The 21899-nt window shown below is 72.8% G+C and carries 20 protein-coding genes; 11 read left to right on the top strand and 9 right to left on the bottom strand.

Features of this window, described 5'->3' with window-relative positions; translation table 11 throughout:
* Window positions 1-43 precede the first annotated feature (43 nt).
* Both AB0A74_RS30450 and AB0A74_RS30445 read right to left on the bottom strand, forming a co-directional pair.
* Window positions 44-1132 carry an MFS transporter gene (locus AB0A74_RS30450; RefSeq protein WP_358254802.1) on the bottom strand — a complete coding sequence of 363 codons (1089 nt, stop codon included), beginning with the start codon at window positions 1130-1132 and terminating at the stop codon, window positions 44-46.
* Window positions 1133-1253: 121 nt separating this feature from the next.
* Window positions 1254-1922 (bottom strand): hypothetical protein, encoded by a 669-nt coding sequence (locus AB0A74_RS30445; protein WP_358254800.1) that lies wholly within the window; start codon window positions 1920-1922, stop codon window positions 1254-1256.
* A 131-nt stretch (window positions 1923-2053) separates the two neighbouring features.
* Here AB0A74_RS30445 and AB0A74_RS30440 point away from each other — a divergent pair, with 131 nt between their 5' ends.
* The 4 genes from AB0A74_RS30440 to AB0A74_RS30425 all read left to right on the top strand — a co-directional run bounded on the left by AB0A74_RS30440 (window position 2054) and on the right by AB0A74_RS30425 (window position 5630).
* The gene (locus AB0A74_RS30440; RefSeq protein ID WP_358254798.1) at window positions 2054-2377 is read left to right on the top strand and encodes a hypothetical protein; all 324 of its coding nucleotides are present in this window, start codon (window positions 2054-2056) and stop codon (window positions 2375-2377) included.
* Between the two features lie 72 nt (window positions 2378-2449).
* Window positions 2450-4402: a M12 family metallopeptidase gene (locus AB0A74_RS30435; RefSeq protein ID WP_358254796.1), complete on the top strand. Its 1953-nt coding sequence runs from the start codon at window positions 2450-2452 to the stop codon at window positions 4400-4402.
* Between the two features lie 129 nt (window positions 4403-4531).
* Window positions 4532-5095: a DJ-1/PfpI family protein gene (locus AB0A74_RS30430; protein ID WP_358254795.1), complete on the top strand. Its 564-nt coding sequence runs from the start codon at window positions 4532-4534 to the stop codon at window positions 5093-5095.
* Window positions 5096-5195: 100 nt separating this feature from the next.
* Entirely contained in the window at window positions 5196-5630 is a 435-nt protein-coding gene (locus tag AB0A74_RS30425; RefSeq protein WP_358254793.1) for a hypothetical protein, read from the top strand.
* Here AB0A74_RS30425 and AB0A74_RS30420 read toward each other — a convergent pair.
* Window positions 5627-6037, bottom strand: a complete 411-nt coding sequence (locus AB0A74_RS30420) for a DUF4406 domain-containing protein (RefSeq protein WP_358254791.1) — start codon at window positions 6035-6037, stop codon at window positions 5627-5629. The genes AB0A74_RS30425 and AB0A74_RS30420 overlap by 4 nt on opposite strands.
* 49 nt (window positions 6038-6086) lie before the next feature.
* On the opposite strand from AB0A74_RS30420, the gene AB0A74_RS30415 reads away from it, so the two are divergent.
* Window positions 6087-6833 carry a DeoR/GlpR family DNA-binding transcription regulator gene (locus tag AB0A74_RS30415; RefSeq protein ID WP_358254789.1) on the top strand — a complete coding sequence of 249 codons (747 nt, stop codon included), beginning with the start codon at window positions 6087-6089 and terminating at the stop codon, window positions 6831-6833.
* A gap of 167 nt (window positions 6834-7000) precedes the next feature.
* A complete protein-coding gene (locus AB0A74_RS30410; protein ID WP_358254787.1) occupies window positions 7001-9547 on the top strand; it encodes an ABC transporter substrate-binding protein in 2547 nt (848 codons plus the stop codon).
* Between the two features lie 14 nt (window positions 9548-9561).
* Here AB0A74_RS30410 and AB0A74_RS30405 read toward each other — a convergent pair whose 3' ends face one another.
* From AB0A74_RS30405 to AB0A74_RS30395, 3 genes are read right to left on the bottom strand one after another with little or no spacing between them, the layout of a single operon-like run.
* The gene (locus AB0A74_RS30405) at window positions 9562-11613 is read right to left on the bottom strand and encodes an NB-ARC domain-containing protein (RefSeq protein ID WP_358254785.1); all 2052 of its coding nucleotides are present in this window, start codon (window positions 11611-11613) and stop codon (window positions 9562-9564) included.
* A 43-nt stretch (window positions 11614-11656) separates the two neighbouring features.
* Window positions 11657-13951: a sensor domain-containing phosphodiesterase gene (locus AB0A74_RS30400; protein WP_358254783.1), complete on the bottom strand. Its 2295-nt coding sequence runs from the start codon at window positions 13949-13951 to the stop codon at window positions 11657-11659.
* A complete protein-coding gene (locus AB0A74_RS30395) occupies window positions 13951-14499 on the bottom strand; it encodes a sigma-70 family RNA polymerase sigma factor (RefSeq protein ID WP_358254781.1) in 549 nt (182 codons plus the stop codon). Before AB0A74_RS30395 ends, AB0A74_RS30400 begins: the two co-directional genes overlap by 1 nt.
* A gap of 512 nt (window positions 14500-15011) precedes the next feature.
* On the opposite strand from AB0A74_RS30395, the gene AB0A74_RS30390 reads away from it, so the two are divergent.
* Window positions 15012-15803, top strand: coding sequence for an SAM-dependent methyltransferase (locus AB0A74_RS30390; RefSeq protein ID WP_358254779.1), 792 nt, complete (start codon window positions 15012-15014; stop codon window positions 15801-15803).
* Between the two features lie 305 nt (window positions 15804-16108).
* Here AB0A74_RS30390 and AB0A74_RS30385 read toward each other — a convergent pair whose 3' ends face one another.
* Window positions 16109-16537 (bottom strand): STAS domain-containing protein, encoded by a 429-nt coding sequence (locus AB0A74_RS30385; protein WP_358254778.1) that lies wholly within the window; start codon window positions 16535-16537, stop codon window positions 16109-16111.
* Between the two features lie 90 nt (window positions 16538-16627).
* Here AB0A74_RS30385 and AB0A74_RS30380 point away from each other — a divergent pair, with 90 nt between their 5' ends.
* Window positions 16628-16999 (top strand): HNH endonuclease signature motif containing protein, encoded by a 372-nt coding sequence (locus tag AB0A74_RS30380; protein ID WP_358254777.1) that lies wholly within the window; start codon window positions 16628-16630, stop codon window positions 16997-16999.
* A 95-nt stretch (window positions 17000-17094) separates the two neighbouring features.
* Entirely contained in the window at window positions 17095-17544 is a 450-nt protein-coding gene (locus tag AB0A74_RS30375) for a DUF1877 family protein (protein ID WP_358254775.1), read from the top strand.
* Between the two features lie 4 nt (window positions 17545-17548).
* Here AB0A74_RS30375 and AB0A74_RS30370 read toward each other — a convergent pair whose 3' ends face one another.
* Complete coding sequence (locus tag AB0A74_RS30370) at window positions 17549-19588, bottom strand: tetratricopeptide repeat protein (protein ID WP_358254773.1); 2040 nt, start codon at window positions 19586-19588, stop codon at window positions 17549-17551.
* A 378-nt stretch (window positions 19589-19966) separates the two neighbouring features.
* Between AB0A74_RS30370 and AB0A74_RS30365 the strand changes: the two genes are divergently transcribed.
* Window positions 19967-20371: a hypothetical protein gene (locus AB0A74_RS30365; protein ID WP_358254771.1), complete on the top strand. Its 405-nt coding sequence runs from the start codon at window positions 19967-19969 to the stop codon at window positions 20369-20371.
* Between the two features lie 61 nt (window positions 20372-20432).
* Here the strand turns inward: AB0A74_RS30365 and AB0A74_RS30360 are convergent, their stop codons facing one another.
* Window positions 20433-20858, bottom strand: coding sequence for a MarR family transcriptional regulator (locus AB0A74_RS30360; RefSeq protein ID WP_358254769.1), 426 nt, complete (start codon window positions 20856-20858; stop codon window positions 20433-20435).
* 48 nt (window positions 20859-20906) lie between these two features.
* Here AB0A74_RS30360 and AB0A74_RS30355 point away from each other — a divergent pair.
* Window positions 20907-21899, top strand: a 993-nt coding sequence (locus AB0A74_RS30355) for an ABC transporter substrate-binding protein (RefSeq protein WP_358254767.1), incomplete at its 3' end; no start/stop codon positions are given.

Here is a 21899-nt window from a genome sequence, read left to right as displayed (position 1 = left end):
GCCCGACCGGCGGGGCCGGCGGTCCGTCCGCGTCCACGTCGGGTCAACGTGGTGCCGGGGACGGCGGGCGTGGACGTGTGGCGCCGGGGCGTGCGGCGAGCACGGTGACCAGGGCGGCGGTCGTCAGCACCGCGCTGGTCCACGGCGCGGAGCGGTGCCCCGCCAGGCCCGCGAGCAGCGGACCGGCGACCGCGCCGACGTTGAGCGCCGCCGTCGCGAACGCCCCGCCCAGCGCGGGCGCGTCGGCGGCGGCGCGCACGATCGCGGTCACCAGCGCCGACCCGACCCCGAACGACAGACCGCCCTGGACGACGGTCACCACCACCAGCGCCACGGGGTGGTCGCCGACGAGCGCCAGCACGGCCCACCCGGCGGCACACGCGGCCACCGCCTGCCACCGCACGCGTTCACCGACCCGTCCGGCCACGGTCACCCCGCAGAACGCGCCGATCCCGAACGCGGCCAGCAGCAGCGGTGGGCTCACCACCTCGGCCAGCACCGCGAGGTAGGCGAACGTCGCGAAGGTGGCGGCGTTGACCAGGACGGCAAGCCCCAACGCCACCCGAACCGACCCCAGCCGCAACACGCGCAGCTCGTGCGACACCGACGCGTGACCGCTCGGCGTCGCCGGGAACCGGAACACGAACGCGGGCAGGCACAACACCGCCACCGCCCAGAACGCGGACCGCCACCCGGCCCACTCCGCCAACACGGCCCCGGCCGGCACCCCGACCACGCACGACAACGTCACCGCGGCCACCACCACCGACGTTGCCCGCGGCCCTTTCGCCGCCACCACGACGGACATCGCGACGGCCAGGAACCCGGCGTTGACCACAGCGCCGACGACCCGCGTGCCGAACAACACCGGGAAACTCGTCGTCACCGCGCCGATGACGTGCACGGCGACGAACACGGACAGGAACACCAGCAGCGCGCGCCGACGCGGCCACCGCGCGCTCCACAACGCCATGACGGGCGCGCCGAGCACCATCCCGATGGCGTAGGCGGACGTCAGGCTCGCGGCGGCGGCCACCGACACCGACAGGTCACGGGCGACACCCGGCACGAGACCGGACAGCATGAACTCGGAAGTGCCTTGCGCGAACACGGCAAGGCCAAGGACGAACACGGACAAGCGACACCCCGGGACAGAGGCGGACAGGACGACAAGGCGCCGCCCGTGACCCCAGGGGCCTCAGGCGACGGGCGTCGCGGCTCTGTCCGACTCGGGGCTCGTCACAGCCCGCAACCTACCAGCGGTCGGCAACGCCTTTTCCCCACCACCAACGCCTCACCCGCACCACGACGAGCTGCACGACCACCGTCACCGCCGCCGCCCCTTGCTGCGCGTGGACGAAGCCCGCCACCACACTCGTCGCGACGGGGAACGGTGCGAGCAACCCGGTCCACTGCGGCCCCAGCGCACTGGACGCCGTGGTCACCGCGAGCACGAGCAGCGCGGTCGCGACCGCGCGTCCCGGCAGGTCCCACGACGGCCGCCGCACCACACCCGCGTCCGGCCCGGCCGGCGGCATCAGCGACGACGCGACCGCGGCGGCGGCGACGGTGACCGCGAACGCCACGACGGTCGAGACACGCGCGAACGACAGGGCGGCATCCACCACGAGCACGGCCACCCAGCTCACCACCGTCGTGACCAGCCACCCGAACCGACCCGCCACCCGCGCGAACACCACGGCGAACACCGCCAACGCCACCAGCCCGAACAGCGAGGCCCCGGCCGCGCCGGCGGTGAAGCGCGGGCCGTGGAGCAGGTGGGTGATGAACAGGATCGGCCCGGCGACGATCGGCAGCCCGACCAGGATCCCGGCCACGTCCGCGCCCCATCGGCGGCCGGCCACCGTGGAACCGACGACCAGCAGGGGAGCCAGGCACAGCTTCAGCAGAAGGATCTCCACTTGTCCGCAGTGTGCCACGCCCGGCCGCGACGACGATCCCGAATATCGCTCGCAGACGAACCGGGGAAATAGGGGAAAAAGACCGGATGTGTGTTCGGTCGATTACGCGTATGGTCCGGATCGTGCGCGTTGTGGGGACGTTACGGTTCCCGTCGGCCGATGCCCCGGTCCTCCTCGACCGGGTCCGCGTCGAGGTTCGCGACGTGTCCGAGGCGGACGCGCCCGCGCGCACGGTGGCCGTGGTGACGTTGCCCGCGGTGCGTGTTCCCGCTGGTGGGCTGGAGTTGCCGTTCGCCGTGGACGCGGACGTGGACGGCCCGGGGACCTTCGTCGTGCGCGTGCACGGTGACCGCGACGGGTCCGGAGTGGTCACCGACGGTGACCTGATCACCACCGCCGCGCACCGGGTCACGCCGCGGCCGATGGTTCTCGACCTGCACCCGGTCGGTCATTGACGAACGCCGTATCTGGCCGTCGCCGGATGCCTCTGTCAGACGTACGCCGACTTTTCGGGAGAGGAATCAACCGTGGACGAGATCGTGACCGGTGACGGCATGGCCGCCAGCCGCGAGGTGCGCACCGGGTTCCTGTCGGGGCCGGGGTTCCGCGACAAGCCCGTCCGCTACAGCGTGGTCGACGGCATCGCGCTCTACCAGGGGTGCATCGACATGGGCCCGGCCGAGGAGGTCGAGGCCGCCGCCGCCAGACTGCGCCCCGGCGAACCCGCGGACGTGGGACAACCACCGTCCGAGCTGATGGGGATCGGGCTGCCCGCCGACTCCGACATGCTGTGGACCAACGGCGTCGTGCCGTTCGTCATCGACGCCGGGCTGCCGAACCAGGCCCGCGTCACCCAGGCCATCGCGCACATCGAGGAGAACACCGCGATCCGGTTCGTCGCCCGCGCCGGCCAGGCGAACTACGTGCGGTTCGTGCGCAACCCCGACGTCGGCTGGAGCTCCTCGCCGATCGGGATGCGGGGCGGCGAGCAGCGCATCCGCCTGTCCGACGGCGCGACGACGGGCACCACCGTCCACGAGTGCCTGCACTCGCTGGGCATCCTGCACGAGCAGAGCCGGTGCGACCGCGACCAGTTCGTGCGCATCGAGTACGGCAACATCCAGGACGGGTTCGAGTCCAACTTCGACCGGTTCTGCGACGGCTTCACCGACTACTTCGACTACGACTACGACTCGATCATGCACTACGGCCCGACGGCGTTCGGCGTCAACGGCGCGACGACGATCGTGCCGCTGCGCCAGGGCGTGACGATCGGGCAGCGCGACGGCCTGAGCTTCGGCGACCGCGTGACCATCGCGCACATGTACGCGCGGTTCACCGGGCGCGGCCACACCGGCGTGTTCCGCGCGGGCAGCGGGAAGCACGCGCTGTGGGTCAACGTCAGCTGGGACAGCTTCAAGGCGAAGTGGCAGGAGTGGGCGGCGGAGGGGCTGCGGCTGATCGACCTCAACGTCCGCCGCGTCGGCGGCGAGAACCGCTACTCCGGCGTGTGGACGGCGGGCACCGGCGGTTACGCGTTGTGGGCCAACGCGTCCTGGGACAGCTTCAAGGCGAAGTGGCAGGAGTGGGCCGGACAAGGGCTGCGGCTGGTGGACCTGCACGTGCTGCGCGCGGGCGGCGAGGACCGCTACTCGGGCGTGTGGCGCGCGGGGACGGGCGGTTACGCGTTGTGGGTCAACGCGTCCTGGGACAGCTTCAAGGCGAAGTGGCAGGAGTGGGCCGCGCAGGGCTTGCGGCTGGTGGACATCAACGTGCACGAGGTCGACGGGCAGGCGCGCTACTCGGGCGTGTGGCTCGCGGGGTCCGGCGGGTACGGGCTGTGGGCCAACGCGTCGTGGGACAGCTTCCGCGCGAAGTGGCAGGAGTGGGCGGCGCAGGGCCTGCGGCTGGTGGACATCAACGTGCACCAGTCCGGCGGCGAGAACCGCTACTCCGGCGTGTGGCTGCCCGGCACCGACCGGTACTACCTGTGGGCGAACGTGCCGTGGGAGAGCTTCCGGGCGCGGTGGCAGCAGCAGAGCGCGAACGGGCTGCGGCTGGTGGACTACGAGTTCACCGAACCGGCCGCCGCCGACTCGCTGGACTTCACCGGCTCCCCGGAGGAGGCGCTCGCGCTGCCCTCGGGCGTCGGCGGCCTCTTCGACGGCGGGACGCTGCACGCCCTGGCCGACGTCTCCGCCGCCGACGGCACCCCGATGGCCACCGACGGCGACGGCGGCGCCGACACGGCCGTCCCGCTGACGATCGGCGCTGCGACCGGTGACGGCGTGGGCGGCGTGTCCGGCGCGCCCGAACGGCCCGCGGCCACCGCGGCGGACGGCGACGGCGGCCTGGTCGTCGAGCCGGCCCAGCCGACCGTCACCCTGACCGCCACCGGCCTGGGCGGCGCACCGCACGCCACCAACGGCGCCGACCACCCGGCCAAGCCCAACCGCCGGGCCAAGGCGGCCAAGCACTGACCCTCCCCGGTTCGCACCGCCCTGCCGGTGCGAACCGGTTCGAACCCCCGCCTGGCGGATTGTTGCGCCGAACCCGCCCGCTCTACGGTCGGCACATCGGAACCGGTTCGACCCAGCGGGGGAGCGAGCATGGCCAGGGTGCTGGTGCTGACGGGCGACGCCGCCGAGGTGCTGGACGCGATGTACCCGGTGTTCCGCCTGCGCGAGGGCGGCCACGAGGCGGTCGTGGCCGCTCCCACCACGCGGCCGGTCAAGCTGGTGGTCCACGACTTCGAGCCGGACTGCGACGCCTACACCGAGAAGCCCGGCCACCGGCTGCCCGTGGACCTGGCGTTCGCCGACGTCGAGCCCGAGCGGTTCGACGCGCTGGTCATCCCGGGCGGACGGGCCCCGGAGCACATCAGGACGCACCCGGACGTGGACCGCATCGTCCGCCACTTCTTCGACCACGACCTCCCCGTGGGCACCATCTGCCACGGCCCCCAGGTGCCCGCCGCGCTGGGTCTGCTCCGGGGGCGCACGACCGCCGCCTACCCGCCGTTGAAGGTGGACGTGGAGCTGGCCGGCGCGACGTTCGTGGACGCGCCCGACGTGGTGGACGGGGCGATGGTGTCCTGCCGCGGCTGGCCGGACCTGCCGGAGTGGTCCCGTGCGTTCATGCGCGTCTTGGCGAAGGTGCCGCAGCGCGCCTGACGCGGTCGTTAGGCTGGGTCCGGGCCGCCGCGACACTCCTCCCGAGGGGATCACTGTGACGCGTCTTCGATTACTGGCGCACGCGGCCGGGGTCGTCACCATGGCCGCCGTGTTGCTCACCGCGGTCCTGGTCAGTCCCGCCAGCGCGTGTGTCTGCTTCCCCGGCAACGAAGCCCTGCGCTACCAGCAGGCGAAGTACGTCTTCAGCGGGTTGGTCGTCGCCCGGAAGATCGAGCAGAAAGACGGCTACAACGACAAGTACCGCTACACCGTGAAGGTGCACACGGAGTACAAGGGCGACGTCCCGCGCTGGGTCTACGTCACCACCCAGATCAATTACTCGTGCCGGTACGAGCTGACCGTCGGCACCGAGTACGTCGTGTTCTCCAAGAGCGACCTTGTCGACCGCCGCCTGGAGATCGACCAGTGCGGCGGCACGCGGCCCGCCTCGGCCGGCCCGCCGGTGACGACGTCCCCGTCCTCGGGCACGTCCACCACCCCGCCGACCACGCCCTGCGCGACGGCGGCGGCTTAGCGACCCGGGCCGGCTCCGTCGGACTCCCCGGCGGAGCCGGCCCGGTAGCCGGGGATCTCCTCGACCCGGTGGTACACCGGCAGCCCGCGTTCGCGCGCGATCCGCACGTCCTGGTCCGCGCCCGTCGACTCGCCGGGCAGCCGCAGGACCGCGTCGCAGTGCCGGAGCAGCCGTTCGGCGGTCGGGTACATGATCCCCTCCGCCACCGGGTCGGTTGGCCCGTCGCCACCGGCCCCGCGCAGCACGGGCAACGCCACCCACTCGCCGATCATCGGCACGTGCCCGCTGCGGAAGATCGGCCACGCCGCTTCCTCCAGGCGGGCCAGGTTGCGCGCCATCAACTCCGGGTCGTCGCCGGTGCCCGACCGGTAGGGGCCCGCGATGAGGATCATGAGTGGTTTCGCCATGCCGACCACCGTAGTGTGCAACAATCGGAAGAAACAAGGAGGAACAGGCATGCTGGCGGCACAACGGCGCGATCTCCTGCTGGAGCGGCTGCGCGCCGACGGGCGGATCGTGGCCAAGGACCTGGCCGCCGAACTGGGCCTGTCCGAGGACAGCATCCGCCGCGACCTGCGCGAGCTGGCCGCCGCCGGGCTGTGCCAACGGGTCTACGGCGGCGCGCTGCCGATCTCGCCGGCCATCGCCGACTACGCGACCCGGCAGGGCGTCGAGACGTCCGGCAAGGAGCGGGTCGCGACCCGCGCGGCGGCCCTGGTCCGACCCGGCACCACCACGATCATCGACGGCGGCACGACGGCCCTGGCCGTCGTCCGGGCTCTGCCGCTGGACCTGCGGGCCACGGTCGTCACCCACAGCCCGACGGTCGCCGGCGCCCTGGCCGACCACCGGGACGTGGAGGTCTACCTGATCGGCGGACGGCTGTTCAAGCACTCGATGGTCGCGTGCGGGGCGGCGGCGGTCGAGGCGGCGCGGGGCCTGCACGCGGACCTGTTCCTGCTGGGGGTGACCGGCGTGCACGAGGAGTACGGCCTGACCACGGACGACGCGGACGAGGCGGCGATGAAACGGGCGCTGGCCCACCAGGCGGCGGACACCTACGTGCTGGCCAGCTCGGAGAAGATCGGCGCGGTGTCGAGGTTCGCGGTGGTGCCGCTGCCGGAGGTGGCCGGCGTGATCACGGACGCGCCCGACACGACCCCGACCCTCCGCGCCCTGGACGTGCCGGTGATCCACGCCTGATCCCCAAAGCGCCGCCATCCCCGTAGAACCGCGGCCACGACGCACCGGCCGGGTGAACCCGCGCACGCACCGCGACCACCCCGGTCCACCCGCGGGTGTGATGTCCACTTCGGACATTCACCACTAGCCTTGACGCGCACGTCCGTCGACGACCGGAGGCCCCGCCCGTGCCGGAACAGCGCGACAGCGCCGTCACGCTCACCCACCGCGCCATCCGCCTGCGCGAGTCGGACCCGGACGAGGCTCGGGCGCTGCTCGGGCGGGCGCTCGCGCTCGACGCCGGTTACGAGCCCGCCTGGCGGTGGTTGGCCGACCTGGTGACCGACGTCGGCGAGCGCAAGTTCTGCCTCGACCGCGCCTACGACCTCAAAGCCGACCCGGACACCCAACGGGCCCGCGCGGCGCTCAAGCGGGTCGCCTCCCGCGCGCCGGACGAGGTGGCCGACCTCGTGGAACCGCCGCGGCCGGACCCCGTGCGCGCCCGGCCGCGCCGATCCTCCCGCACGGGCAGGTGGATCGGGGTCGGCGCCGCCGCGCTGGTGCTGCTCGCGGCGGTGGGCACGTGGTCGCTCTCGCACGGCTCGGAGGGCACGCCCGTCCACGTCGCCCTGGTGACCGGGATGACCGGCGACGGCGCGGTGCTGTCCACGCACATGGAGCAGAGCCTGCGGATGCACCTCGACGGGGTGAACGCGGCGGGCGGCGTCGCCGGCCACCCGGTCGTGCTGCGCGTCTACGACGACGCCGACCAACCGGCCAAGGCCAAGGCCGTCGCCGAGGAGATCGTCCGCGACGACGAGGTGCTCTTCGTCGTCGGGCACCGCACGAGCGACGCCGCGCTGGCGGCCCTGCCGGTCTACAAGGAGGCCGGGATCCCCGCGATCACGCCGACGGCCGGCTCCTCCCGCATCACCGACGAGAGCGAGTGGTACTTCCGCAGCATGTTCGGCAGCCGCACGCAGAACGACTTCCTCGCCGTCTACACCTCGCGGGTGCTCGGGGCGAAGTCCGCCGCCGTCGCGTTCGACGACGACGAGTTCGGGCGGGCGACCCGCGACGGGTTCGGCGCGGTGTTCGGCGGGTTCGGCGCGGTGGCGGCCGAGGTGCCGATCGCCGCCGACGACCCCGACCGCGCGGTCGCGGCGTTGGCCGGCGGGGACCCGACCATGCCGATCGTGCTGGCCACGGGGGAGCGCCAGGGCGTCCGGATGATCCAACGGCTGCGCGCCGCCGGCGTCACCGCGCCGATCGTCGGCACCGCCACGGTCGGCACGCGGGCCGCGCACGACGCGCTGGTCGCCGCCGAACGCGAGCAGGGCAAGCCGGGCCTGTTCACCAGCGGGCTGCACCTGGCCACGCCCATGGCGGCGGACGCGCTGTCCGGCCCGGCGCTGGCGTGGGCGCAGGAGTACGAGCAGCGCTACGGCGAACGCCCGCTCTGGCCCGCCGCCACCGCCCGCCAGGCGCTCAACGTGGGCCTGCACGCCGCGGCCACCGGCGGCCTCAAGTACGACGAACCGCACCGCGCCGACGACCGCCGCCTCCTCCGCGACGCGCTGGCGGCGTTGAAGGACAAGAAGAACTCCTTCCACGCCCTGCTCGGACCGCTGTACTTCACCGCCAACGGCTCCGCGCAGATGCCGGTGCACTTCCAGACCAGCGACGGCACGCGGCTGATGTCCGCGCCCGTGCAACTGGGCCTCTACGAACCGCCGTCGGAGGCCGCGCTGCGCGACGGGCTGGCCAAGGGCACGGTCATCGGCGTCGGCGACCGGTACCTGAGCCGCCGCCAGGTCGTGTCCACGGGCATCAACCTCAACGAGATCCGCGACCTCGACACCCGCGACGGCACCTACTACGTGGACTTCTTCCTGTGGCTGAAGTACACCGGCGACCACGGCGCGGCCGACGTGCACTTCGTCAACGCCGTCAACCCCGACCTGCGCCCCGGCACGCCCCTGCGCGACATCACCGAGGACGGCCGGACCTACCGCCTGTACCGCGTGGCCGGCCGGTTCAAGGCGGGCTTCGACTTCCGCAGCTTCCCGTTCGACCGGCAGCACCTGGAGGTCCGCCTGCAGAACCGGACCCAGCCCGCCGACCAGGTGCTGTACGTGACGGACAAGGAGATCCTCAACCAGACCCCGGACCACTACCTGCGCAGCGGCACCGACGCGGAGTCCGGCATCAACCGCGTCCCGAACTGGCAGGCCGTCGCCGCGCGGTTCTTCCAGCTGACCGTGGGGAGCAGCGACGCGCTGGGCGACAGCAAGGTCGTGGGCGCGGCGACGGGCATCTACTACAGCCAGTACGCCGTGGAAGTCGAGATCGCCCGCGACGTGGGCCCCTTCCTGGTCAAGAACCTGCTCCCGCTGGCCCTGCTCATCGCGGTGACGTACCTGTCGCTGTTCTTCAAGGCCACCGACGGCGCGGCCCCGGTGTCGATGGGCATCACGGCGATACTCAGCGCGGCGGTGCTGCTGAACAACGTCACGTCGCAACTGCCGTCGGTGAGCTACACGGTGGCCCTGGAATGGGGCTATTACGCGTTCATCCTGCTGGCGGCGATGTGCGTGCTCAACGCGATGCTCCGCAAACGCCTGATCAACCAGGGCCAACCGCAGGCGGAACACACCCTGGCCATCGCCGCGCGCATCGGCTACCCGACCTTCATCGTGGCCGTCGTCGCCGCTTACGCGGCAGCCTTCGTCTGACCGCCCGACGGGGCTCAGCGGGTGTCCCGCCGGCTGATCGAGAAGGTGCTGAGGGTGTGGGTGATCACGGCCTGGACCTGCTCCAACGGCAGCGGGAGCTGGTGCCGCGTGTCCTGGTCCCGGAGGTCCCGCAGCATGGCGTCGAGCTTGGCGAATTCGGCGAGGACGGTGGTCGTGTCGGGCGTCGGGGAATGACGCTCCCGACGCCACAGGGTGGTGACGATCGTCAGTTGCGCGACGAGGCCGGTGAGGGCGTGGTGACCGAGGGCTCGGTGTTCGGCCTCGATGAGCTGCCGGTGGTGGTCGATCACCGTCGTGGCGTCGGGGTCGGTGGTCGAGTTCACCCAGGCGAGGTCGAACCGGCAGGCGATGGTGAGCGCGTGGTCCGGCCCCAGGTGCGTGGTGCAGTCGTGCAGCAGCGCCACGAGTTCGGTGAAGCACCGTTGGACGTGGTCGGGTGCCGTCGAAGGGGTGGAACAGCGCAGCCAGGCGAGGTCACGCCGGAGGGTGAGGACGTCCGGGTGGTGCTCGTCCAGGTACTGCCGGCGGGTCGCGAGGGCCTGGGTGAACAGGTCACGTGCCCGCTTCGGCGCGTTGGTGAGCTGGGCGAGCAGCGCGTTGGCGCGGGTCAGGCGCGTGGTGAAGAGGTTCCAGTCGTCCGGGACGGCCGGGTCACGGGCGACGCGGTCGACGATGTGCTCGCAGTGCGGCACCAACGCCGCCCACAGGGACCGTTCGTCGGGGTCCGCCCAGGACAGGTGGGCGGTGGCGCCGTCGAGGGCGGCGACGCTCAGGGCGACGTAGGGGAGGGGACCGGTCCGGACGTCCGGTTGGTGGCGGTTCGCCTCACGCACGACCGGGTGCAGCAGCAGGCACGGCGTGGTGGCGGTGGACGCCCGGGGGTCGCGGTAGGACACGGTGTCGAGCAGCCCGAAGTCGGTGAGCGTGCCGAGGGTGCGCAGCAGTTCCACCGGGGTGATGCCGGGGAACAGCGGTGACCGGCTGAGGATGTCGGCGCTGAGCGCGCCGTAGGGCAGAGCGGCCGGGGCGAAGCAGGCCAGCCACCGCAACAGCGGCCGGGCGTGGTGCAGTCCCCGCTCGGTCAGGTGGTCCAGGGTGAGTTCCCAGGTGCGGCGCAGCAGCGCCCGGTCGGGCAGGCCGCCGGCGAGTTCGTGCAGGTGGTCGACGTCCGGGAAGTGTTCGCGGAACGCGGTGCGGTACTGGTCGAAGTCCATGGGGACCTGCGCGCCGTGGACGGGCGGCAACTGCCGCGCGGCGTGGAGGTAGTGACCGGCCAGGTGGAGGGCCAGCGGGAGCCCGCCGAGGGCGGCGGCCAGCCGAAGCGCCTGCTGCCTGGTGCCGCTGTGCGGTGCCAGGGCCCGGAGCAGTCGCGCCGCGTCGTCGTCGGCGAGCGGCCCGACCTGGTGGCGTGCGGCGAAGGGGGGCCAGGCGACCGGGGCGCCGTCGCGACTGGTGATCACCGTGGCCCCCTTGTGGCGCGGCAGGGCGGGCAGCCACGGCGTGAGCTGTCGGGTGTCGTCGGCGTTGTCCACCACGATCAACCAGCGCCGGGTGGTGGCGGCCAGGGCGCGGGCGAGGACGCCGGCGGGGGAGCGGGAACCGGTCCACGCGGCGACGACCTGGTCGACGGGCGCGCCGGCGTCCAGGGCCACCTCCCGGAACCCGGCGGACAGGGCAGCGTCGGTGGAGGCGTCGAGCCACCACACCCGCACGTCGGGGTGGAGGCGGTCGAGGCGCGCGACCGCGCCGAGCGCGGCGGTGGTCTTGCCGCTGCCGCCGACGCCGTGCAGCACGACGAGGGCGCCGGCCTGCCGTGCCGTGTGCGCGGCGAGGGTGTCCAGCAGGTCTTCCCGACCGCACAGGGCGGTGGGCAACCGGTCCAGCGGCGGCATCGTGGACACGATCGAGACCGGGGCCTCGGGCCGGTGGTGGTCGGTGATCGCGACGCCGCCGTGCACGGCTCCGATCTGCAGCACCGTCGAGTCGCGGGCGCCGGTCGAGTGGTTGGCGACGTCGGGGCCGGCTGGTGGCGAGGACGAGTTCATGGGTGCGGGGCGCTTCCGGTGGTCGAGTCGCGATCAGGGGCGGTCACACGGCGATCGGCTGCCCGCCGACGAGGTCCGGGATCCGGTCCGGCGGCAGCGGGCCGCCGAACAGGGTGCCCTGGCCCAGCGTGGCCGAGAGGCTGCGGGCGATGTCGCGCTGTGTCCGGGAGAGGACGCCTTTGACGACGATCTCGTGCTTGAGGTCGTTGCCCATCCTGATGAGGTTGGCCGCGACCGCCCGGCGGGTCGTGCCGTCGTCGGGACCGTCGAGCGCGGTGGTGAGCTGGGGCGGGATCACGATGGTGTGCAGGGCGAGGTGGGGCAACGTGTCGTAGCGGCGGAACCGGGTGCCCAGCCCGTCCAGCGCCAGCGGCACGCTCAGGCCACCCAGGTCGACCAGGCACGGGTGGGGGTGTCCGTCGTCGCCGACGACCGCGGACTCGGGCAGCGACAACATCAACTTCCACGGCGGCAGCCCGGTGTCGCGCAGCGCGGCGCGAACGTGCCCGACCAGGTCGCCGTCGCGCGCGAACCGCCGGGGTACGGCCATGGTGACGCGTGGCGCCGCCGCGCCCAGGGTCTGCGTCCACCGTCGAGCCTGTCGGACCACCCGGCGCAGCAGCCAGGAACCCCAGGCGAGGTTGAGCCCGATGTCGTCCGCCAACTCGATCAGGTCGTCGATCTGGCGCGGCCGGCCGTCCGCGGTCCGCCACACCCCGCTGACCTCCACCCCGGCCAGGACGCCGTCGCGCAGCCGGACGACCGGGGTGTAGGCGAGGTCGATCTCGCCGCGCTCCAGCGCCTGGGGGAAGGCCGCCAACAGGTGGATCCGCGGGTCGTCGTGCGCCCGGGAGCGCGGCTGGGGGACCGGGACCCGGTCACGGGCTCCGCCGTCGTGGACGTTCAGCGACACCTGCACCTTGCCCAGCAGTTGGGTCGCGCTCATCCCGCGCCTGCCTTCGGCGACCCCGACGGCGGAGGCCAGGACGATCTCGCCGCCGTCCACCCACAGGGGTTGCGACACCCAGTCCACCAGCCGGCGCACCGTCTCGGTGACGCCGTTCCAACTGTGCCGGTCGGTCACCAGCACGGCGAAGGTGTCGCGGTCCAACCGGCCCACCGTGGTGGCCGGGATCCCGGCGACCGCGGCCTGGATCCGTGACGCGATCGTGGTGACCACGCGGTCGCGCGCCTGCGGTCCCATGCTGCGGGTCACGAGGTTGAGGTCGCGCAGTCGCAGGGCGCACATGCCGATGGTGACCTCCTCGTCGATCCTGTCCAACGTGGACTGGACCTGGTCGAGGAAGTTCCGCTCGTCGGGCAGCCTGGTGACCTCGTCGAGGGTGTTGCGGGGCAGCAGGGAGTCCCGCCAAGCCCGCAGGGCGGTCATGTCGCGGATCGAGACGCGGTAACCGGTGTCGGGCGCCAGCGACAACACCGACGCGGCGATCCACATGGGAGCCCGCCCGTCGGATCCGACGACGGCGAGTTCGACCCGCGCCGCGCGGCCCGGCGCTTCCGCGGCCCGGCGCAGCGCGGCGTCCACGGCCACCCGATCCCGTTCCCGGACACCGAACCCCCGCAGCAACCGGCCGACCGTCCGGTCCTCGGACAGGTGCAACAGGGCGCACAACGCCGATGTCACAGCGGTGATGCGCCCTTCGTCGTCCACGACGCACTCGGTCGGCCGGGTGCGGGACTCCGGTTCGTGCGGTGTCGTCGGCGGGGCGCTTCGGCGCGCCACCTCCCGCAACGCCTCGGCCATGTCCAGTTGCTCGTCGAGCACCCGCGCCCGGACGCCCTCGGCGAAGCCGCCCGCCAAGCCCGCGATCGCCGCCGAGCGCCGGCCGGGGCTCGTGCCGGGCAGGCTCTCCAGCCACGGCACCACCTGTTCCAGGACGTCGGTGAACGACTGCGGCGTCAACCGCATCCGGACCGCGAGCTCACGGCCGATGCGCTGGGCGGGCCATTCCCGCGGGTTGCCCCCCGCGGCCTGGGACGCCAACGCCTCGGCGAAGGCCTCCAGGCGGACCCGCAGCGTGTCGACGGAAGTAGACGGGCAACTGCTGTTGACGATCGCGGAAGCCCACAGCCGCACCATCTCCCGGGTCGCCGTGACGGGGACGGGCCGGGCCTCCACGTCCTCGGCCGCGGGGGAGTTCCCGGCCGCCGACCGAGCCTCGACCCCGGCGACGATCCGGCGGAGGGCGGCCACCTTGTCCTCCTCACTGACCACGGGCCTGAGCCGGCGGACCGCCAGGTGCAGCCGCGCTTCCAGCCCCCGACGCCGCGCGAACGCCCTCGTGCCCGGGACCCACTCGACAACCCGCTGCCACATCACCCGTCACCCCTGTCCTGTCGCCCCCGCGCACCACGCACCCTTGAGCGCCCGCCACCGGGGTGGTCGGAGGTCCGCAACCGGCGTCGTGCCTCCACCTTGTAGTTGGACACCGTGTGCTTGTCCAACGCCATGACCTCGGCGATCTCCGCCACGCCCAGGCCGATGACGTCGAGGATCAGCACCTGCGCCAACTTCTCCGGCAGGCGCTGGATGTCGGCCAGCACCTCCTGCACACCGTGCCAGTCCTCGACCCCGGATGTCGGCGCCGCCATCACGTGGTGCTCGTCCTGCAGGGTGACCGTCGGCTGCCGCAGAGCCTTTTCCCGCGTCGCGTAGACCTCGTGCCGGGCGGCCTTGAACACATAAGCGCGCGGATTCCGCCTTGCCGTGTCCCAACACCGCAAGGTGCGCATGAACACCTCTTGGGCGATCGCCTCGTCGTCGCCGTTCGGGTGGAGGAACTTGATGAAGCCGCGCACGTCCTCGTAGTTGTCGATGTAGAAGCGTTCGAACTCGTCGCTGAACTCGGCGGAGACACGGGTCACGAACCGACGCCCCACCCCGTCCGAGCCCCCGACCGCCGTGTGCGCACGACGGACCACTCGGCCCTTCCCGCAGGACTGCGGAACTCGGAGCGGCTCGATCTGGTGACGTCCTGAACCGCGCGACGCGGGCGCAAGCTCGGCGCCACGGTGCACGACGCGGCTTCGCCCGACGTGGAGAACCCGGGAGTTCCCTGCAGACTCGTCGCGCTCATCTCGTGGGTCAACGCTCAACCCTCTCGCGTACGGGGACGGTGTCCGGTGTGGACGTTCATCTCCAACAAGCCTCCGAACCGTCGAACATCCCGAACCCACTTCCCCGGTTCACTCGAACGGACGCCGAGGACCGCCCGTGTCCAGCAAAGGAGTCACTCGGACGGGTATGGGAATCACCGGCAGAGTGAATGCGGACCCTTCCGCGTCATCACACGAAGATCTCCTCGCCCCACCGACGGATCCCGTCCGCACCGCCACCGGGCCCGGGCCCGACCACGACCCGGCGAAAGGACCCTGTCGTGTCCGACCGCGCAGACCGCCACGCCACCGACTTCACCTCGCCCAACGCCGCGCGCATGCACGACTTCCTGCTCGGCGGAACCCTGAACACGCCGGTCGACCGGGCCGCGGCCACGGCGGCCGTCGCCCGACGACCCGAACTGCTCGACCTCGCCCGACACCACCGGGCCTTCCTCCGGCGGGTCGTCCACCACATGGTCACCACCGGTGTCCGCCAGTTCCTCGACCTCGGCTCGGGGCTGCCCACCGTGCACCCCACCCACGACGTGGCCCGCGACCACCACGACGACCTCCCGGTCGTCTACGTCGACCACGACCCGACCACCGTCGACCACGGCCGGCGGATACTCCGCGACACCGCCGGCACCGTCATCGAGGCCGACCTGCTCGACCCGGACGCCGTGCTCGGGCACCCGGAGACGCGACGACTGCTCGACTTCACGCGACCGGTCGGGATCCTCGCGATCGACGTGCTGGACACGTGCGCCGATCACGACCGCGCCCGGGCGGCCGTCGACGCCTACATCGCCGCCGGTCCCACCGGCGGCATGGTGGCCATCACCCACGCCAGCGGCCAGGAGGACCCCGCGGCCGGCCGGGACGAGCGACCGGCAGCGCTGTACCCGGTGCAACGGACTCGCCGGTCACCGCACCGGATCGCCACCTGGCTGAACCGGCTCACCCTGGTCGAACCCGGCATCGTGCCGCCCTGGCGGTGGAGGCCGGACGAGGCGACACCACGCCCGCCGGAGCGGTCCGACGTCATCTGCGCGGTCGGAGTGGTGACGTGAGGAGAGGCCCGTGCCCCGGGAGACGGGGGATCGACCGCGAGTCGTCCGCAAAGGTCATGATCACGACAATGACGCCGATCACCGCGGCCCACCGCGTCATATGACGCACAACGCCGCACCGTTCCGGCGGAACGACAGAGCAGGGGCGACGTCCACTACGGTGCGTAGTAGGAGCGCCACTATTCGTGCACTGTTGAATTCTGCGCCCAGCCGCATACACTGCCTGGCGGCACCGGACCTCCCCCCGATCCGGTGTCGGACGCGGTCCCTGGCTTCTCCCCCCGATGGTCAGGGGCCGCCTCCCGCTACGGCGACCACCACGAGAAACCGCCGTCCGGCGGGCGTTCCACGGCCGCGATGGCGTCTTCCAGGGTGGGGCGCAGGGTCAGCAGGCGTTCCACCTGGGTCACGCGCATCGGGTTGACCACCACGCGGTGCCCGGCGGCGACCGCGAACCCCATGCCCAGCCGGTCCACGTGCTCGCGCACCTCGACCAGCACGGCGATGCCCATCGACCCGAAGAACTCCACGTCCGCGAGGTCCACCACCAGGGCCGTGGACGCGTTGTCCAGGCAGCCCAGCAGTTCCGCGCGGACCACGTCGTAGTTGGCGGTGTCCACCTCGCCGCGCACGTGCGCGAACACCACACCCCGACGTCGGGTGGTCCGGACCGCCGCGTCGGGGTGGTGGCGGGCCGGCGGCACGGACCCTGGTTGCTCAAGGTCGTGGTTCACGCCCTGGCACGTACCCCGGGCGGGGCGCCCGGAAACGGCCTCCGGCGGGCCTCGTCCCCGCGCGGCCGCGCCGGGCGTAGGGTCCGGCGCATGGCTGTGGGTGGCAGCAGGCGGGTGCGGGCGGCGCGCAAGCGGAAGCGGCGGATGGAGCGGGCCGAGAACGACCTGTCCGCGGCGGAGTGGACCGCGCTGAAGGAGGCGTGGGGCGGTTGCGCCTACTGCGGGGCCACCGGGACCCCGCTGCAGAAGGACTGCGTGCAGGCGTTGTCGCGCGGCGGTCGGTACACAATGGACAACATCGTGCCCGCCTGCGCGTCCTGCAACGCCAGCAAGTGCAACGCCGAGGTGACCGGGTGGCTGCGCCGCAAGCGGTTGGACGAACGGGCGTTCCTCCTGCGGCACGTGCGGGTGCGGGCCGAGTTGGCGCCGCGCTTCGGTCCCGAGGTCGTCACGAGCGACTGACCAAGATCACCGAACCGCCCCCACGGCGGGCGCCGGCGTGCGAGGCTGGGCGTCGAGATCGGAACGGTTGATGGGGGAGTGGTGACCTCGTGGGCATGACGTTGTCCTTCACCCGGGTGACTCCGGACGAGCTGGCGCAGGCGTTCGAGGACCCGGAGTGGGCGCTGGAGCAGGTGGACGACGAGGAGCGGCCGGACTGCTTCCTGGAGAAGGCGTGGGCCGGCATCCAGCACCTGCTCAATTCGGCCGACGTGTACGTCGAGCTGTACGAGGACGGCGACCCCATCGACGAGGAGGCCACCCTCATGGCGTGGGACGCGGCCATGGTCGCCGCCACCGCGAAGCGGCTCAGCGAGACCCCGTTCTCGGTGCTGGAGCCGCACTGCACCCCGGAGAACCTCAACGAGGGGAAGGTCTACCCGATGGGGACCATGTGGGACGCCGACGACCTCGACTACCTGCGGGACCACTACCCGGCGCTGGTGACGTTCTTCGCGGAGACGGCGGCGGCGGGCGACGCGGCGATCCGGCACTTCAGCTTCTGACGCGTCAACGGCGGCGGCCCAGCTCGGCGCGGATCGTCCGCACGTCGGGGTGGTCGGGGCCCAGCAGTCGCTCGTACTCAAGCAGGGCCGCCTCGAAGTGCGGGACTGCGCGTTCGACGCTGCCGGCCAGTTCGTAGGCCACGGCCAGGCTGGTCCGCGAGGCCAGGGTGTACGGGTGGTCGTGGCCCAGGACGCGGAGGCGGTCGGCGAGGGTCGTCTCGTACAACCCGATGGCCCGGTCCAGGTCACCGGTCCGGCCGCACACGTAGGCCAGGTTGTTCCGGACGATCAGCGTGTCCGGGTGGTCGGGTCCCAGCACGCGCTCGCGATCGGCCAGCACCGCCTCGTACAGCGGGATCGCTCGCGCCGGGTCGCCCGCGGTGTCGTACACGCCGGCCAGGTTGCTGCGGGACAGCAGCGTGTGCGGGTGGTCGTGGCCCAGGACCCGTTCGCGGTCGGCGAGGTTCGCCTCGAACAGGGCGATCGCCGCGTCCAGTCGACCCGCCTGCTCGTACGCGCCGGCCAGGTTGTTGCGCGAGAGGAGGGTGTCGGGGTGGTCCTGGCCCAGGACCCGCTCCCGGTCGCCGACGATCGCCTCCAGCAGGGTGATGGCCCGCTCGGAGTCGCCGGCCATCTCGTGAGCGCTGGCCAGGTTGTTCCACGAGTCCATCGTGGTGGGGTGGTCGTGCCCGTGCAGGCGTTCGCTGCTCTCGGCGGCGCGGGCGAAGCAGGAGATGGCCGAGGCCGTGGCGCCCCGGTGGTAGTGGTACGCGCCGATCGCCAGGAGCACCGGGCAGAACACCCGGCTGTCGGTGTCGGGTGTGGTCCGGTCGGCCAGTGCGCGCACATGGGGCAGGACCGACCGGAACACCGGCCATGCCGCCGGGTCGGCGGGGTCGAGTCCGTCCAGCGTCGAGGCCAGGCCGGTGACGGCGTTCTCGCGGGCCGTGGCGATGTCCTCGGGAGCGCGGTGCGGGTCGGTCGGGTCGGGGGTCCGGGTGACCGCCTGGACCAGGCGGTGCACTGTGACGCCGCCGGCGGTGAGGGTGATCATCCCGTAGGCCGCCAGCCGGCCCAGCGCGTCCACCAGGTCCGGGGCCGGGAGGTCGGGGAGGGCCGCGGCGAGCAGGTCGCGGGGGATGTCGTCGGGCGCGTACCAGGACAGCACCCGCAGCAGCCGGCCGGCCGCCGGGGTGTCGGCCAGGCGGTCGAGCGTGACACGCCAGATCCGGGCGACGGCGCGCTGCGCGTCACCGCCCTCGGCGGTCGCGGCGAACATCCGCGCGGGGAACCCGGCCAGCAGGTCCAGGTAGGCCTCCGGGGTGATGCGGGCCTGCGCGAGGTACGCGGCGGCCTGCTCCACCGCCAGCGGCAACTGGCCCAACTCCGCGCACAACCGGTCCACACCGGTCAGGTCGGCGCCCGGCCACTCCGCCGCCACGACGCGCGCCACCAGGTCGGCGGCCTCCTCGGCCGTGAGCACGTCGAGCGGCACCGTTCGGACGCCGCGCCACCCGCCGACCTGCCGCGACGTGATCACGACCGTCCCGGTCCGGACACGTTCCAGCACACCGGCGGCGTCCCGCGGCCCGGTCAGGTTGTCCAGCACCAGCAGCCAACCGTCGTGCGAGGCCAGCCACCGCACGGCCAGTTCGACGCGCTGCTCGACCGGCAGGTCGGCCGTCTCGGGCGCGAGTGCCGTCGCCAGGTCCGCCAGTCCGGTGCCCAGAGCGCTCGGGGAGTCCGCGAGGATCCACCAAGCCGGCGCGAACCGGCCCGCGTGCACCTCGGCGAACCGCGCGGCCAACGTGCTCTTGCCGATGCCGCCCAGCCCGTGCACCGCCACCACCGCCGCCCGGCCCGACGACTCCGCGACCGCCGCCGCCAGTCGCGCCAACTCCGCCTCGCGGCCCACGAACGACTCCGGTGCCGCCGGTACCCGCCCCAGCCATGGAACGGGCGGCACGGACTCCATCGCGGGCGCCCCGGAACCGATCGCCACCACGTCACCCTGGATCGTGAGGTCCCGCCCGACCTGCACCACGTTCGACCCTTGCGACGCGTACCCGCCACCGTCGACCAACGCCCACCCCGCCCCGGCGCACCACCCGACCCCGGCGGCCGAGCACCGACACCCCAGCCCTTCCCGGCCGTCCGCGCAACGCACAAATGCGGAAAAGGCCATTGTCGCCGGCGGTCGAACGCGCGGGTGACGCCTGCCCTGGTCAACCGCCCGGAAAAAGTCACCAATTGTGCGCGTTACCGCATTTCTTCACCTCTTCCCGGTGGTTGTCGGGTTCCATGGAACGGTTCCTTGTGCACCCCAAGCGGGCATTGCCGACACGGAAAGTCGGCTCCTATGTTCGAAAGCGTCGGGCCGAACAGTGCGCCCGGTGATTTTCGTCCATCCTAGGAGATGTCGATGATGACCAAAACAGCGAGAGCGCTGGCGACGGCTCTGCTCGGGGTCGCGCTCACCCTCGGTCCGGCCGCCGCGGCGATGGCGGAACCCGCCGCGGACACCGGGGTCGCCGCCGTGGAAACCGGGGTCGCCGCCGCGAAAACCGGGGTCGCCACCGCGGACAGCCCGCGGCGGCAAGTGCTCGGCGGCGTGAACCTGTGGGAGTTCTGCCGCAAGCTCGGCTTCGCCGACGTCACCAACGAGTACCCGCACAACGTGTGGACCTGGTACTGCGTGAAGCAGGGCGGCGGTCTGGAAGACATCAACATGTACGCCGCCTGCCAGTGGCAGTACAACAAGCAGTGGGCCAAGCCCGGCTACTGGAACGAGCAGGATCCCTACAGCTGGTACTGCTACCTCGACTGACCCGGCCGAATCCGGTGGGCGGCGGCCTCACGGCGAGGACCGACGCCCACTGGGCCGCGGATCAGGGCAGGGTGCGCAGCAGGTCGGTCAGCCGGCTGACGTTCTCCGCGCCGACCCGTCCGCCCAGCGCCTCCTCGTGCGCGGCGGCCAGGGACTCCAGGCGGTCCAGCTTGGTGTGGCCCAACGGCGAGACGTGGACCGACACGCGGCGGCGGTCCTGGTCGGACTGCGAGCGGTACAGCAACGCCGAGTCGACCAGCGCGTCCACCACGCGGGTCAGGGTCGGGTGCGGGATCTCCAGGGCGGTGGCCAGTTCGCCCATCGTGCGTTCGCCCGCCGCCAGCGTGCGCAGGACCCGCCACTGGTCGACGGTGAAGCCCTCTTCCTCCAGCACCGCGCCCAGGTCCCGGACCAGCGCGCGCTGGGCCCGGATCAGCAGGTCGACCAGGTCCGCACGCCCGACCTCGGTGCCGCGCCGACCAGCCATGACGAGCCTTCCTCCGGGAGCCTGGACACCGAGCATACTGTGACCCCCATGGACTCCACGGCGGTCGTGCGCGCGGTCGTGCGGGACCGGGTCGAGGTCGCCGTGACCGGTCCGGACCCGGGTGCGCTGCGCCTGGGCGTGCTCCTGCCGCTGTCCGGCGCGCTGGGGTTGACCGGTCCGTCGGGGCTGACCGCCGCCGCGCTGGCGGCCACCGAGGTCAACGCCGCGGGCGGGGTGCGCGGGCGACGGGTGGAGTTGGTGCTGCTCGACGCGGGGCGCGCGCCGCACGAGGTCGCCGCCGACGCGGCCGGCGTGGTCGGGCTGGTCGACGCGTTCGTCGGCTTCCACACCAGCGACGTCCACCGCGCGCTGGAACGCTCCCTCAACGGCCGCGTGCCGTACGTGTTCACCCCGCCGCACGAGGGCGGGTCGCGCCTGCCGGGCGTCGTGCTGCTCGGCGACTCGCCGGCGCGCCAACTCGCCCCCGCCGTGCGCCGGCTGGTGGCCGGGCGCGGGCTGCGCCGCTGGGCGTTGGTGGGCAGCGACTACATCTGGCCGCGGGCGGTGCACCGGGCGGTGTCGGCGATCGTCCGGGACGTCGGCGCGGAGGTGGTGTGGGAGCGGTTGGTGCCGTTCCCGAACCCGGGGATCGACGCCGAGCGGATCGTGGCCGCGCTGGCCCAGGCGCGGGCGCAGGCCGTGCTGGTCAGCCTGGTCGGCCGGGACCTGGCCCGGTTCAACCGGGTGTTCGCCGCGTCGGCGCTGGCGCAGCGCGTGGTGCGGCTGTCGGGGGCGCTGGAGGAGAACGTCCTGCTGGCCGCCGGCGGCGACGAGACCGGCGAGCTGTACGCGGCCATGCGGTCGTTCGCGGGCCAGGGCGACGACCGGCGGATCGCGCTGGCCGAGCGGTACCGGGCGTTGTTCGGCGGCGGCGCGCCGGTGCTCGACGCCTACGCCGAGGGCTGTTACGACGGGGTGCTGCTGGCCGCCGCCCTGGCCGCGACCGGCGGGCTCACCGCGTCGGACGCGGGGCGCGTGGCG

The sequence above is a fragment of the Saccharothrix sp. NPDC042600 genome (assembly GCF_040647305.1).
Taxonomy (GTDB): Bacteria; Actinomycetota; Actinomycetes; order Mycobacteriales; family Pseudonocardiaceae; genus Actinosynnema; species Actinosynnema mutabilis.
Note: the sequence above shows the minus strand (reverse complement) of the source record. Positions and strands in the feature narration are given on the sequence as shown.